This is a genomic window from Vibrio sp. 2CM40D, assembly GCF_023161825.1.
GTDB classification, from domain to species: domain Bacteria; phylum Pseudomonadota; class Gammaproteobacteria; order Enterobacterales; family Vibrionaceae; genus Vibrio; species Vibrio alginolyticus.
The window spans coordinates 539,624-553,688 of sequence record NZ_JALNTL010000002.1; the positions used below are offsets into that span (position 1 = coordinate 539,624).

Here is a 14,065-nt window from a genome sequence, read left to right on the forward strand (position 1 = left end):
GCCTTGCACAAACACCCAACAATTCGCTGCAAAAATCAGCTCGAAAGGTCAACAGACCCTAAACTCGATGTAAATCGCTGTTTTTATCTGATTGTTGTCTAAAGTTTCTAGAGACATAACTGCAATAGTGATTGCCAAAAGAAACGACACCTTTTGAATACAGGGAGAGGAAATGGAAAGCCCACTTGTCACACTCAAACACGCCAGCAAAAGCTTTGTCGATGGCAAAGAGACACATCGCGTGTTGGAAGGCGTCGACTTTACGTTGAACACAGGAGCGAGTGTTGCGCTGACGGGTGCCAGTGGTAGTGGCAAAAGTACCTTACTCAATGTCATCGCTGGCTTTGAGCCGCTTTCCGATGGTGAGTTGTGGTTAGATGGTGATAACACATCGGCTTGGAAAGACCCGCAATGGAGCCGATTTCGACACCAAAAACTCGGTGTTATCTTCCAGCAATTCAATCTATTAACGCCGCTCAACGTGCAGCAAAACATCGCCTTCCCTCTGCATTTGAATCAACAAAAATGGAACGACTGGTGCGATTATTTGGTCGAGACTCTGGGCATCAGCCAACTGCTCGATAGACATGTTTCTGCCCTTTCCGGTGGTCAACAACAACGAGTCGCTATTGCGCGCGCCTTAGCACACAAACCTAAACTGCTACTTGCTGATGAACCCACAGGTAACCTCGACCAAAAAGCGGGGTTAGAAGTGATGAAACTACTCAGTGAAATCACCACCCAAGGCAATACGGCAGTGCTGTTAGTCACCCACAGCCCTGAATGCGCTGAGTTTATGAAAACACGGCTGCGATTAGATAATAGTCAGCTACAGAACAGTCATCACCAAAACAAACATGAGCTTCGCCATGAAGGAAGCTAAGCAACCAAATACCAGATTCACTCATACTCGACTCGCTCTGAACCTGTTTGCGGCGCACTATCGGCAGGCGCCACTGCAAGCCGCCGCAATTCTGATCGGTATCGTGTTGGCTGTGACCTTGTTTGTTGCGGTACAAGCCATCAACCTCAATGCCAAACGAAGTTATGCGGAATCTACCGAGCAGCTTAGCGCACAAGCTCAGAGCCTAATTATTCCCCCAACAGGGCAAAACTATCTGCCTGAATCGCTCTACTTCACCCTTAGACAAAACGGGCTCAGTGCAGCGCTACCTGTAATCGAAGGGCGAGTGAGAGATGAACAAGGGCGACGCTGGTCAGTACAAGGTAGTGAGTTGATTGCCGCCATTTCTTCGCGGTATCGCTATTCACCAGAAAATCAACAGAACGTGTCTTTGTTCGACAGTGCTTTACCCTTGCCTGAGCTTTTAGCCGGCAAGCCGATCGTAATGATGAGCCAATCTCAACATCAAAACTTGGGGGAGGTAGAAACCCTAACTCTGGACGACATTCCAACCCAAGTGGTGGTGCTACCCGACGAATGGCAGTTAGGCAGCCGAATGTTGATGGACATTGGTTTTGCCCAGCAACTGCTCAATAAACAAGGACAGCTCAGTTACATTGCGGTTTTCCATTCGGGTGATAAAGGGAATAAAGGCACGCAAGCAAATTGGCAGAAGCGGGTTGGCGATCAAGGGCAATGGATTTCCAACAATCAAAGCACAGACCTTGGCTCGCTGACCGACAGCTTTCACCTCAATCTCACAGCAATGAGCTTACTTGCCTTTTTAGTCGGGCTGTTCATTGCTTACAACGGCGTTAAGTACAGCTTGCTTAAACGCAATCGGCTGTTAGTGCAGATTCAACAGGCGGGCGTTGCGCCGAGCATTGTGCTCTCTGCGCTGTTAGTTGAACTCACTCTTCTCGTTACCATCGGCGCTTCCCTCGGTTTTGTCTTGGGCATGCAGCTTAGTCATTGGCTACACCCGACTGTAGCGCTGACTTTAGAACAACTTTATGGCGCGACACTGCTGCCCGGCACTTGGCAATGGCAATGGTGGGCGCAAGCCCTGCTGCTCACGTTAGCCGCAACCCTGTTGGCGTGTTGGCAGCACTTTAAACAGCGCGTGCGCCAGCCGCTCTCTTCTCATGGCGGATTTTATCAAGCACCTGAAGCCTCTAACGAAAACCAATTGTTCGTGATAGGTGCTGCGTTGACGGCTCTCGCACTTGCAGGGTTATGGCTGAGTGAGCACCACCGATTTACCATGGCGTGGCTCGGCGTGCTTGTGGTGTCGATTCCTTTGTATCTACCTAAAACACTCAGCGTGTTAGCCAATTGGTGTGAGAAGCGCACCACTTCCGGTTTGATGCAGTATCTGTTTGCTGAGCTACGCGAGCTGATTTCTCCGCTTTCTCTCGCCATGATGGCACTGCTACTCGCCGTTACAGCCAATATGGGGATGAACACGCTAGTGGGCAGCTTTGAATCCACCCTAAAACAGTGGTTAGAACAAAGGCTACACGCCGACATTTACGTCAGCCCTGCCCAAGGAGAAATCGCTGATGTAGAGCGCGCATTAGGGCAGTTCGACAAGGTTGAGACCGTCTACAAGCAATACTACGTCGATGATAACCTGCAAGGTTTACCGATTTTGCTTGGCACCAAAGACAAAGACACCTTAGAGCAAACCATGGTGTTCAAATCGCATTTGGAGAACTTCTGGTCACGCTTTTACCAAGGTGAGTTAGTCGCTATCAGTGAACCAACCGCGGTCAAACTGGGTTTATCACTGGGTAGCGCGCTCACGCTTGATGCCGTTCCAAATAAGAACCTGCTTGTGGGTGCGATATTCCATGATTACGGCTCACCCAACGGTGAAGTCTTATTCGCACCAAAGTTATGGCAAGAGAGCGGATTTACCGACTTGCCAACAAGCCTTGGCATTAAAGTCTCGGGGGACCCACAAATCGTCTATGAGCAACTGCGCGAGCAATTGAATCTGCATCCAAGTCAGCTCTACGATCAGGCGCAAATCAAATCCATCGCTTTGGATATATTCTCGCAGACCTTCGCCATTACGCGCGCGCTCAACGGCGTAACGTTGATGGTCGCGGTGATTGGTTTGTTCAGTGCTTGCTTCATGTTGCTCGACGCACGCAAAGCCGCCATTGCAAGGCTGTACGCACTTGGTGTTAGTCGTCGTAAATTAATGACCATGGTGGTCGGACAGATCGTCGCTTTGGTCAGTTTTACTCTGGTTATCGCCCTGCCCCTCGGAGCAATGGTGGGTTATGTGCTGACAGACATCGTCACCTTACGCGCTTTTGGTTGGAGCTTAAATTATCTGTGGAATTGGAGTGATGCGCTCAGTATTGCGGCGATCACCATCTTGGTGGCGGTGATTGCAACCTTGATTCCGCTGTGGCGATTGGTCAGCAAGCCTGTCGTATCCAGTTTGCAAAGCGAGGTGTTGTGATGGTTCGATTGGCAAGCAAGCTTACTCTACTCATAAGCAGTTTATTCCTGTTCGGTTGTGAAGATGCCCAACAAAAAAATATGGGCACGTTGCTGGGAAGCGGAGATACGCAAAGCGAGAGCAACCTATTCACTCCCGTAGAAAAAGGGATTGAACTCACCTTCCCGGCAGACCATCAAGCACACCGGGATTTTCGTCATGAATGGTGGTACTTAACCGCTAACTTAATTGATGAAGATGGCAACCCACTTGGCGTTCAATGGACACAATTTCGCTTTGCTGCTGCGCCACCAACGGGCGAAGATGACGTGAAGAAAACCGAATGGCAAGCTCAACAAATCTACATGGCGCACAGCGCGGTCACGACAACGGACAAACACTACGCCGATGAAAAATGGTCACGCGCTCAATCCTCTCTAGCAGGTGTTGATAGCTCTCCATTTCGGGTTTACCTCGATGATTGGCAGTGGACCTCTTCAACCAACGACCTCTTCCCTGCCACATTGAATGCAAACTCCAAACAGTTTGGCTATTCGCTGACGCTTACCAGCACTGCGCCTTATCAAAAGCAAGGCGAGCAAGGTTACAGTACCAAAAGTGGCGATGGTCAGGTGGCTTCGTATTACTACAGCCAACCGTTTATTGATGTCTCCGGTGAAGTCACGATCGATGGCAAAACCCATCAAGTATCCGGCAAAGGCTGGATAGATCGAGAGTGGAGCTCGCAGTTCTTACTCGACTCACAACAAGGCTGGGACTGGTTTGCCCTAAGATTGAGTGACGAGACGAGCTTGGTGGTGTTCCAGTTGCGGGATTCCAAAACCGGAGCAGCCAGTTACTCCAACGCAAGACTGATGCAGCAAGATGGCTCTGGCATCGCCATTTCTCAAAAAGACATTCAGTTAAAGGCAACTAAGCAAACAGAAATCCAAGGGCGAAAGTATCCAACCGAGTGGCAAGTATCGATTCCTAACCAGCAAATCGAACTTACGGTTTCTGCCCTCAACCCGAACGCGAAAATGCCCCTTTCTGTGCCTTATTGGGAAGGCCCAGTGCGTATTGAGGGCTCTCATTCTGGGACAGGTTATATGGAACTAACGGGGTATTGAAAAGTTGAGTGATTACCCCAATTATTCAGCTAGTACAAACACAGGTAACCGAGTGATACACTGCACCTCAGTGTCATCCAATGAATAATTGAAAGGAAATATGATGAACCCAATTATCGCCTTGCTAAAAGAGAACAACATCAGCGACGAACAAATCAACGAGATTTTTCAGACTCTGACGCAAAACCCTCTAGCGGCAATGGCAACAATCAGCCAACTAGGCTTGCCACAAGACAAGCTACAAATGCTGATGGCGCAAGTGATGCAAAACCCTGCGCTAATCAAAGAAGCGGTAGACGAATTGGGATTGGATTTCTCAAAGGTTGAAGAAGCAAAAGAGAAGCTTCAAAGCCAAAACCAAGGCAACTAAGCCTTTGCCATTTAGCGCTGAATATAGAAAAGGCCGTTAACCCGAGCATTTGGGTTAACGGCCTTTTTTGTTAGCTAATTATTAGCGATTTAAAGACGCGAATTGTTCTGCGGTCATACCGTAGTAAAGCTTGTCGTCAAAGCCTTGCTCTCGTTTGTAGTAGTCTTTCTGACGGCCTTCTTGAGTAAAACCATTTTTCTCTAACGTTTTGTAAGAACCAGCATTAGAAGCGTAGCAATCCGCACTGACTTTGTGGGCGTTTAGCTCAGTAAAGCCAATCTCGGTCATCATTTGGCAAGCGCGAGTCGCAACACCTTTGCCCCATGCGCAAGTAGGTAACTGATAACCCACTTCGTAGTTGCCAGTTAAGAACATCACCGCGGTCACTGCACACATTCCCATGTACTGACCTTGTTGGTCGCGAATCACGAACGTTGGACTGTCTGGCCAAACACCTTCTTTGATCGCTTGTGCCGTATTTTCAATAATAGGGCCAAAGAAACCCTCATATAAGCTGTTGTCAGCAGGTGCGAAGAATAGATACTGATTGACCTTATCGTCGTTCAACATCTCGATAATATCTTGTAGATCAGAGCCTTGAATCAGTTGGATAGTCAAAGATTCATTAAATGGGATGGCTTCGCCTTGTTTTAGTTTTTGATATGACATGTGTTACCTCGTTATCTGCTGAAAATAGTAGCCCAGCGGATAAGAGAAAAATTGGATTTTTGCGACAACTTTCAGGCTGATTAGTAATGTATTACGACTCAAAATCGCCATAGATATCGATGGTTAAGTCACGCTTTTTCAAGTATTTGCTCGGCGTTTTTCTTAGCTGATGTTTGAGGGTACGAATCAAATGCGATTGGTCACTGAAACCAAATTGCTGTGAGAAGCTCGCCCAATCAATCGCTTCTTGTTGCTTGTAGAGAGTCAAAATCATCTGCTCCAGACGTGCCATTTGTTGATACTGCTTAACGCTCAACCCCACCACCTGCTTAAAACTGCGCTCAAGCGTTCTGCGAGAACAGGCGCACTGTTTGGCTATCTCATCAATATCCATCACTAGCTCAGGTGAGCGTAGCGCTTGAGCGTCCATCACGGATATCGCTTTTTGCGATGCCAAAAACGGTTTGGTGCAACAAGGTTCGATATCTAACGCATCTAAATGTCGCTTGATATAGTCCAGCAAACATTGCGGTGAACCTTGCAACTCTAGCTGCCATAACCCTTGTTGAAAGCGCACATCAAACGCCACGTTAAGCCACTCAAACCATTCGCATTGGTTAATTGCTGCAACTTGGGATGCCTCAGTAAACCGTGACTCAATGGCATACAAACCCTCTGGGCGAAAGGTGATACCAATACGCTTGATGGGAGCCGTATCTTCCAACAGCAGCAAATGTTCGTTAGCCGTTAATAAATGGCAGCCTTTGCCAGTAAGCTTTGTGTCTCCCGTGTCGTAGCTGTAGTCTTGCTCTGATGGCGTAAAGAGTAAATGAGCGCGCGGGTTTGGGATAAGGTGCGGCTTGGGGTCAATGACTTCACCCTCTGGCACTTCCAAGTACCAAATTTGATGAATGAGCCAGTTGTACTCTGGCAGAGACTGTTTCCAAGCTATCATGATTGTCCTAGCGGTTAGTAAAGATAATGAGCGCAACGTTTTTGCTTAAACATCTGTTCGTTGAGTGTGACTGATTGATGCTCATCTCGCCACGCATTTCTCACCCTGCTCCCTTGCAAGCTTGTTGGATTGCGGTAGGCTTTGAGCAGAGAATACAAGCTGAACAGAATAAGGAAATACCCCGATGCGCGTCGACTACCACCAACGACTGGTTCCTGTGATTCGCTTTTTAGAACAACACTTTAATGAACCACTCAACCTGCCAGAAGTGGCCGCGCTGGCGAACCTTTCTCCTTATCACTTTCATCGCACCTTCAAAGCCGTGCAAGGCGAGACATTGGCTGATTTCATTCGACGTTTGCGTCTAGAAGCCGCCGCCGATGACTTATTCAAATCCAAGCAACCAGTATTGAACATTGCCCTAGAGTACGGATTTTCTAGCTCACAGAGCTTAGCCAAAGCCTTCAAACAACATTATGGCGTTACACCTACGGCCTTTCGTGACTGCGAAAACTATCAGCAATTTTCTGAATTAGCACGAAACAGCAAGATTGGACACACGTTGCGCAAGAATGGAAACGAAGTGACACCAAGCGATTCATATACTGGCTCTGAACTCACCAAATGGAGCACGACAATGGAAACGCAAAACTTTGAAAAAGCAAAACTGGCTTACATTCGCGTAAACGGCCCTTACGGCCAAGGCTATGAAGAGCCATCAGGTCGCCTGTATCAATGGGCAGGAATGAAAGGTTTGGCAGGCAATACCTGCATCTTCATCTACCATGACAACCCAGAAATCACGCCAGACGAGAAGTGTCGCACTGATATCTGCTTGATGGTGCCAGAAGATACCGAAGTTCCGAAAGGCATTGAGCTGCAAGACTTCCCCGGCGGTCAATATGCGGTGATGCGCCAGCACATTACTGACCCGAGCCAATACTCAAAAGCATGGGATGATGTCATGAGCAAAGTGATTGAATCCGGTATTGAGAACGACGATCGTCCTTGCTTTGAACTTTACCACAGCTTCGACCCACAAACGCACCATGCAGACGTTAGCTTCTGCACTGCCATCAAGTAAACCAAAAGCCTGCATCGTTGCAGGCTTTGTCATTTCTTACTCTGGTTGCTTAAATCCGTTCTTCCAAACGCTGTTTATCTTTTAATCCAATTACTTAGAACACGAACGAATACCTCAATATTTTCGTGATCCTACTTCGCGTTTTGACCACGCGCGCTCATTCGCTCGGCTGAGTTGGGATTCATTTCACAGATTATTCATGAAGCGAACCTAGACTGAAAAAATTCTATCGACCCCGTTCGACCTACAACGCTAGGCACAATAAAAACTAGGTACTACAGCACCTCTAGGACATTCCATGAAGAAGAACTTACTTGCCATTGCTCTTGGTAGCGTGATTGCGCTGACTGCTGCCCCATACTCTATCGCGGCTAACGATGCTGCTGTCCAATCTTCCGCCGATTACTCACAGATCGTCACTAAACGCCAGGTTGTCGACCAACTTCTCAACGACGCAGTACAAGCATTCAAATCCCCTGCGCGTATCTCGCATGCGGGTTTTACCGCCAAAATGCCGAGCAACATGGAGATTGTTACCGACCGCTTACTAGAAGCATACAAACTTGAGCCGTACCGTACTGACCTACTGATTTCTGCAGCAAACGCGCAGATCTACAACAAGAATGCAGACCGCGCGATCGAACTGTTCGAACAAGCCCTTTCTGTCGCACCAGACGATGTGGATTTGCACGCTTACTTAGCGGTATGGCAACGCTTTGAGGGCAACCAAGCGGAATCAGCGAAACACATGGCGACACTCACGAAGCTCAATGCAGGTAAAGCGGTAGACATCCAACGCATCTTCGACACCGTAGACCGCGTACTTGCAACGCCACTAAAAGAGAAAGCCGACAAAGGCAAATTGGATGACAAAGGCGCAATCGTCACGCTGGGATACGCGCTGAACCCAGATGGTTCGATGCACCAAATCTTGGTTGAGCGTTTGGAAACCACGCTAGCCATGGCAAAAGCAAACCCAGACGCGTTGATCGTATTGACGGGCGGCGTACCGAAGAACCACAAAACGGAAGGCAAGTTAATGGCAGATTGGCTGATTAAAAAAGGCATCAGCAAAGATCGAATCATTGAAGAAAACTACGCCACCAGCACGGTAGGTAACGCCCTATTCAGCAGCTACGCGTTGGCGCGTCATAACATCAAGCACGCGACCATCATAAGCTCAGCGAGCCACGTGCGCCGTGGTCAAACCTTGTTTGAAATCGCAAGCTGGCAAACTGGCCCGCAAGACATCACTTTCGACACCGTGAGCTACCCAGACAAGCCACTGAAAGACTTAGCCAAAGCTAGCGATGGCGAATTGCTTGGTATTTACCGCGATGCTCTACGTACCTACGGCATGTGGAGCTACCGCTCTTACCCGCTAGAGTCGCGTTAAGTATTCTCGACTCATACCAATCAAAAAAAGCCTGCGTACTTGCAGGCTTTCTTGTCTTTGTGCCGTGATAAGAACTGCTTAAATTGCTTCGCCGTTTACCGTTACTGCCACATCAATGTTGCCACGAACCGCGTTTGAATATGGGCAAACTTGGTGTGCAATGCGCGTTAGTTCTAGCGCTTGTTCTTGTGGCATGTCTAGCTCTACCGCTAGGCTCACTGTTAGTGCAAAGCCGCCGTTATCGTTCGGGCCGATGCCCACTTCCGCTGTTACGGGTGCACTCTTCAGGTTCACTTTACCTTCACGTGCTACGTGCAAAATCGCGTTAGAAAAACACGCTGAATAGCCCGCTGCAAAAAGCTGTTCTGGGTTAGTTGCTGCGCCTGTGCCGCCCATTTCTTTCGGGTATGACAGCTCTAGATCGAGAAGACCGTCATCAGTTTTTACTTGACCATTACGACCAGCCAAAGCGGTAGCTTGAGTTTTGTATAGAGTAGTCATGCGAGTGTCCTCTTAATTTAAGTTGTGCGCAATTTAATTGCTTGCAATCTTATATCGAAGTAAAGATCGTTTGCAACTATATTGTGCGCAATTTATTTTATGACTTTCTTTCTCTGTGATCAGGTAGGCAACGCCAATGAGCCAGTGTTACACCGACAACACCATGACCGACGACGATAAACTCTTACTCGAAAACCAAGTTTGCTTCCCGCTCTACAGCGCTGCAAACGCAGTGATCCGAGCTTACCGTCCGTTGTTGGACGAGCTTGATCTGACTTATTCGCAGTACTTAGTGATGATGGTGCTGTGGGAGAAAGACGGTGCCAGTGTGAAAGAGTTGGGGTCACAACTGCATTTGGACTCAGGCACACTCACGCCGCTGCTTAAACGCTTAGAAGCAAAAGGCTATGTAGAGCGTGGTCGCAGTGAAACCGATGAGCGTGTTCGCGTACTCAACCTAACAGAACAAGGTCGTGATCTTAAGGAACAAGCCAAGTCAGTGCCAAACGCCATGATGTGTAAAATCACCTTAGAGCTAGATGAAATGATCATGCTGAAGAAGCTGTGTGGCAAAGTGCTCGACAATCTGAGCTAACAAAATAGAAGCATCCGCTTCCTCACTTCCTATTAGAAGGAGCCTGCCGAGATGCAGGCTCTTTCGATCTTAGCCAGACGATCCACTTAAGGTCATCATCGGTATTCTCTATTGCTAATCTGCCTTCATCTTCAATAAAACCTATCAAAGCAAACTCACTTACATCGGATTTCCCTATCAAGTGAAATAGGAAATGGCTATCAATAGGATAGCTACAAGCGATTTTCCTTAAACACACTCCGATGAGAATATACTTTCCGAAAGCAACAACAGCTCAGCTTAAAACATTCAAAGGAAAGTAAATTATGATTAATACTCAAATCAAACCATTTGCAGCTACAGCGTACAAAAACGGCGAATTCGTTGAAGTAACAGAACAAGACGTTCTAGGTAAATGGGCAGTATTCTTCTTCTACCCAGCAGACTTTACGTTTGTATGTCCAACAGAACTGGGCGACCTAGCAGACCACTACGAAGAGCTACAAAAACGTGGCGTAGAAGTTTACTCAGTATCAACTGACACACACTTCACTCACAAAGCATGGCACGACAGCTCAGACACAATCGGTAAGATTCAGTACTACATGCTTGGCGACCAAACAGGCAACATCACAAACAACTTCGGTGTGATGCGTGAAGGTCAAGGTCTTGCAGACCGTGCAACGTTCCTAATCGACCCAGAAGGAACTATCCAAGCAATGGAAATCACTGCTGAAGGTATCGGTCGTGACGCAGAAGACCTACTACGCAAAGTGAAAGCAGCTCAATACGTAGCAGCGCACCCAGGCGAAGTTTGCCCAGCTAAGTGGAAAGAAGGTGAAGAGACACTAGCTCCATCACTAGACCTAGTTGGCAAAATCTAAGCCACTGAAATTTAAGTTCTAATCAGTTCCCGATTTCCTTTTTCTGATTAGAACTGAATTAGAGAGCACTTCAGGTTAGATACCTTGACGACCTTCTGCCTGATTTGCTCTCTCCCCCTCAGGTTTTATCTACAGTAACCACTTTTTAGTTTTAATTAAGGTAGTAACAACTATGTTAGACCAAGCGATCCAACAACAACTCAAACAATATCTGGCTAATGTAAAAGAAGAAGTTCGTTTAGTGGTTAGTCTAGATGAAAGCAAAGCATCGAATGACATTTTGTCTCTAGCGAACCAAATCGCAGAGATGAGCGACCTAATCACGGTTGAACGTGACGACAACGCAAGCGCACGTAAACCAGTGATGGCGGTAACTAACCCAGCTAAAGGCACAGCACTACGCTTTGCAGGCTTGCCAATGGGTCACGAATTTACCTCTCTAGTATTGGCACTGCTTCATTCTGGCGGTCACCCAATCAAACTAGAACCAGAAGTGATTGAGCAAATCGCAGCACTAGACAAAGATCTAGACGTAGAAATCTTCATTTCATTGTCGTGTCAAAACTGTCCGGACGTGGTTCAAGCGTTCAACATGATGGCGGCGATCAACCCGAAAGTAAAAGCAACCATGATCGACGGTGGTTTGTTCCAAGATGAAGTGAAACAACGCGACATCATGGCAGTACCAAGTGTATTCGTGAACGGTGAGCTATTCGGTCAAGGCCGTATGTCTCTGACTGAAATCCTAAACAAAGTGGATGACGGCGCGAGCGAGAAAGCGGCGAAAGCACTGAGCGAAAAAGACCCATACGACGTGCTTGTTGTCGGCGGTGGTCCTGGTGGTAGCGCAGCTGCACTATACGCTGCTCGTAAAGGTATTCGTACTGGCGTTGTTGCTAAGCGTTTTGGTGGTCAGGTTATGGACACCATGGCAATCGAGAACTTCATTTCGGTAAAACGTACTGAAGGTCCAAAACTAGCAACTGACCTAGCAGAACACCTAAAAGAATACGACGTAGACGTCGTGACTGAGCAACAAGCTGAGAAGCTAATGGGCGCAGCACATACAGAAGATGGTTTGATTCACATCCAACTTGAAAGCGGCGCAACGCTGAAGAGTAAGAGTGTCATCTTAAGCCCTGGTGCACGCTGGCGTGAAATGAACGTTCCGGGTGAGCAAGAGTACCGCAACAAAGGTGTCGCGTACTGCCCACACTGTGACGGCCCACTGTTCAAAGGCAAGAAAACCGCAGTTATCGGTGGTGGTAACTCAGGCATCGAAGCTGCTATCGACCTTGCTGGTATTGTAGAACATGTAACGGTTCTTGAATTTGCAGACGTACTTCGTGCAGACCAAGTGCTTATCGACAAAGCGAACTCACTACCAAACGTAGACATCATCACGATGGCGCAAACAACAGAAGTAGTGGGTGACGGTACTCGCGTAACAAGCTTGAAGTACAAAGATCGCAACACAGATGAGATCAAAGAGATTGAATTGTCAGGTATCTTTGTTCAAATCGGTCTAGTACCAAACACAGAATGGCTAAAAGATTCAGAAGTAGCCTTATCTGAGCGCGGCGAGATTGAAGTCGGTAGCCGTGGCGATACTAGCTTAGAAGGTGTGTTCGCAGCGGGTGACGCAACAACCGTTCCTTACAAGCAGATCATCATTGCGATGGGTGAAGGTGCAAAAGCAAGCTTAGGCGCATTTGACTACCTGATCCGTAAGCAAGGTTAATCTCCAATTTCTTGAGCACAAAGCGCACGGTGCTGTGTTTTCTTCCCCGGAAAACCAATCGGGGCACCGTGACAGCGATGAGTAACAAGAAATAAAATCAAAAAAACCTAGAAGCCCAAAGACTTTGCCAGCAGGTATTAACTGCTGGCTTTTTTTGTTTGGGGAGAGGTGTAAGCAAATCCCTCAGCGCTCCGAGTTCAAACTGGAGGGAATGGCTCTACAATCACGGATAATTCAGTTCACTCCACCAGCATCACAACGCGCTGCGAATAGATACTGAATACTCGCTTAGGCTCCTTCAGAATGACGCTGTCCGTTTAGCGTTCTCTTCCCGTCATTCCCGCGAACCTAGGTGAGACTCGGAATCTACTCACCGTAAACTCGATCGAAAATGAGTAGCACGAACAAACAAAAGGTGAAACAAGGTTGCAAGCACCTTACCCAACATTCAACCAGCAACCCCACCTAACCTCCCCTTGTATCAAACTCCGAAGCTCTCAACACGCAGAGCTCAAAAGGGAGGAACTGGTTCTGTGCTCGCGGATAGTTCAATTCACAACGCAACATAACAACACACTGAAAGTAGATTCTGAATACTCGCTTAGGCTCTTTCAGAATGACGCTCTTCGTTTAGCACTCTCTTTCCGTCATTCCCGCGAACCTAGGTGAGACTGGGAATCTACTCACCGTAAACTCGATCGAAAATGATTAGCAAGAACACGAACAAACAAAAGGTGAAACAAGGTTGCAAGCCCCTAACCCAACTCTCAGATTCAAAGCACCAAACCCACCGAATCTCTCAATGTATCCAGATCCAAAGATATCAACCCTAAAAAATTTTAAAAAAGCCCTTTACCTCAACTTTACTTGAGGTTTTAGCATATTCATCGTTGGCTAGAAAATGACAAAAAGGAGCACATCATGATCCAACTAGAACATATTAACTTAGTCGTGAAAGATATCCCTGAAATGCTGAAGTTTTACCAAACTGCATTTCCACATTGGTACGTGCGTGATGAAGGTAAAGGCGAATGGAGTGGAAAGCCAAGAAACTGGCTACATTTTGGCGACGAGTATCAATACATAGCCATGAGTGACCATGGCGAAGGAGAAAACCGCGAGTTGAGCGGGCACCAAGTTGGGCTAGCGCATTTTGCTTATGTGACCAACAACGTCGATGCAATCATCAAAAGACTAACCGATGCAGGTTATCCGATTGCCCAACCTGGTGCTGATGAACCATGCCGCAAAAATGTGTATTTTGTTGACCCTGCCGGTTTTGAGATTGAATTTGTTGAATACCTGGCGGATGACCCAAAACTTCGTAACCTGACAAGCTAAAAGAGATGTAAATAATAAAACGCCAGCAGATAGTGACTGCTGGCGTTTTATTTTATCTATC

13 protein-coding genes are annotated in these 14,065 nt (G+C 47.4%); 10 read left to right on the forward strand and 3 right to left on the reverse strand.

Annotated features, from left to right (window positions below; genetic code table 11):
• Window positions 1-172: 172 nt before the first annotated feature.
• The 4 genes from MTF70_RS05750 to MTF70_RS05765 all read left to right on the forward strand — a co-directional run bounded on the left by MTF70_RS05750 (window position 173) and on the right by MTF70_RS05765 (window position 4,859).
• Window positions 173-883 carry an ABC transporter ATP-binding protein gene (locus MTF70_RS05750; RefSeq protein WP_025768687.1) on the forward strand — a complete coding sequence of 237 codons (711 nt, stop codon included), beginning with the start codon at window positions 173-175 and terminating at the stop codon, window positions 881-883.
• The gene (locus MTF70_RS05755; protein ID WP_205461226.1) at window positions 870-3,380 is read left to right on the forward strand and encodes an ABC transporter permease; all 2,511 of its coding nucleotides are present in this window, start codon (window positions 870-872) and stop codon (window positions 3,378-3,380) included. Before MTF70_RS05750 ends, MTF70_RS05755 begins: the two co-directional genes overlap by 14 nt.
• Window positions 3,380-4,489, forward strand: a complete 1,110-nt coding sequence (locus MTF70_RS05760; protein ID WP_205461225.1) for a lipocalin-like domain-containing protein — start codon at window positions 3,380-3,382, stop codon at window positions 4,487-4,489. Before MTF70_RS05755 ends, MTF70_RS05760 begins: the two co-directional genes overlap by 1 nt.
• 103 nt (window positions 4,490-4,592) lie before the next feature.
• The gene (locus tag MTF70_RS05765; protein ID WP_004746427.1) at window positions 4,593-4,859 is read left to right on the forward strand and encodes a DUF2999 family protein; all 267 of its coding nucleotides are present in this window, start codon (window positions 4,593-4,595) and stop codon (window positions 4,857-4,859) included.
• An 81-nt stretch (window positions 4,860-4,940) separates the two neighbouring features.
• Here the strand turns inward: MTF70_RS05765 and MTF70_RS05770 are convergent, their stop codons facing one another.
• Window positions 4,941-5,528, reverse strand: a complete 588-nt coding sequence (locus tag MTF70_RS05770) for a GNAT family protein (RefSeq protein WP_025768690.1) — start codon at window positions 5,526-5,528, stop codon at window positions 4,941-4,943.
• A 91-nt stretch (window positions 5,529-5,619) separates the two neighbouring features.
• Window positions 5,620-6,483, reverse strand: coding sequence for a helix-turn-helix transcriptional regulator (locus MTF70_RS05775; RefSeq protein WP_025768691.1), 864 nt, complete (start codon window positions 6,481-6,483; stop codon window positions 5,620-5,622).
• A 184-nt stretch (window positions 6,484-6,667) separates the two neighbouring features.
• Between MTF70_RS05775 and MTF70_RS05780 the strand changes: the two genes are divergently transcribed.
• Window positions 6,668-7,567, forward strand: a complete 900-nt coding sequence (locus MTF70_RS05780; protein WP_042522251.1) for an AraC family transcriptional regulator — start codon at window positions 6,668-6,670, stop codon at window positions 7,565-7,567.
• A gap of 298 nt (window positions 7,568-7,865) precedes the next feature.
• Window positions 7,866-8,963, forward strand: a complete 1,098-nt coding sequence (locus tag MTF70_RS05785) for a YdcF family protein (protein ID WP_025768693.1) — start codon at window positions 7,866-7,868, stop codon at window positions 8,961-8,963.
• Window positions 8,964-9,041: 78 nt separating this feature from the next.
• Here MTF70_RS05785 and MTF70_RS05790 read toward each other — a convergent pair whose 3' ends face one another.
• Window positions 9,042-9,464 carry an organic hydroperoxide resistance protein gene (locus MTF70_RS05790; RefSeq protein WP_005374640.1) on the reverse strand — a complete coding sequence of 141 codons (423 nt, stop codon included), beginning with the start codon at window positions 9,462-9,464 and terminating at the stop codon, window positions 9,042-9,044.
• 136 nt (window positions 9,465-9,600) lie between these two features.
• Here MTF70_RS05790 and MTF70_RS05795 point away from each other — a divergent pair, with 136 nt between their 5' ends.
• The 4 genes from MTF70_RS05795 to MTF70_RS05810 all read left to right on the forward strand — a co-directional run bounded on the left by MTF70_RS05795 (window position 9,601) and on the right by MTF70_RS05810 (window position 14,004).
• Window positions 9,601-10,059 carry a MarR family transcriptional regulator gene (locus tag MTF70_RS05795; RefSeq protein WP_005383518.1) on the forward strand — a complete coding sequence of 153 codons (459 nt, stop codon included), beginning with the start codon at window positions 9,601-9,603 and terminating at the stop codon, window positions 10,057-10,059.
• Between the two features lie 305 nt (window positions 10,060-10,364).
• Window positions 10,365-10,922, forward strand: coding sequence for an alkyl hydroperoxide reductase subunit C (ahpC, locus tag MTF70_RS05800; RefSeq protein WP_005374632.1), 558 nt, complete (start codon window positions 10,365-10,367; stop codon window positions 10,920-10,922).
• A gap of 172 nt (window positions 10,923-11,094) precedes the next feature.
• Window positions 11,095-12,663, forward strand: coding sequence for an alkyl hydroperoxide reductase subunit F (gene ahpF, locus MTF70_RS05805; RefSeq protein WP_005374617.1), 1,569 nt, complete (start codon window positions 11,095-11,097; stop codon window positions 12,661-12,663).
• A gap of 921 nt (window positions 12,664-13,584) precedes the next feature.
• Window positions 13,585-14,004, forward strand: coding sequence for a VOC family protein (locus MTF70_RS05810; protein ID WP_054865909.1), 420 nt, complete (start codon window positions 13,585-13,587; stop codon window positions 14,002-14,004).
• The last annotated feature ends 61 nt before the right edge of the window (window positions 14,005-14,065 follow it).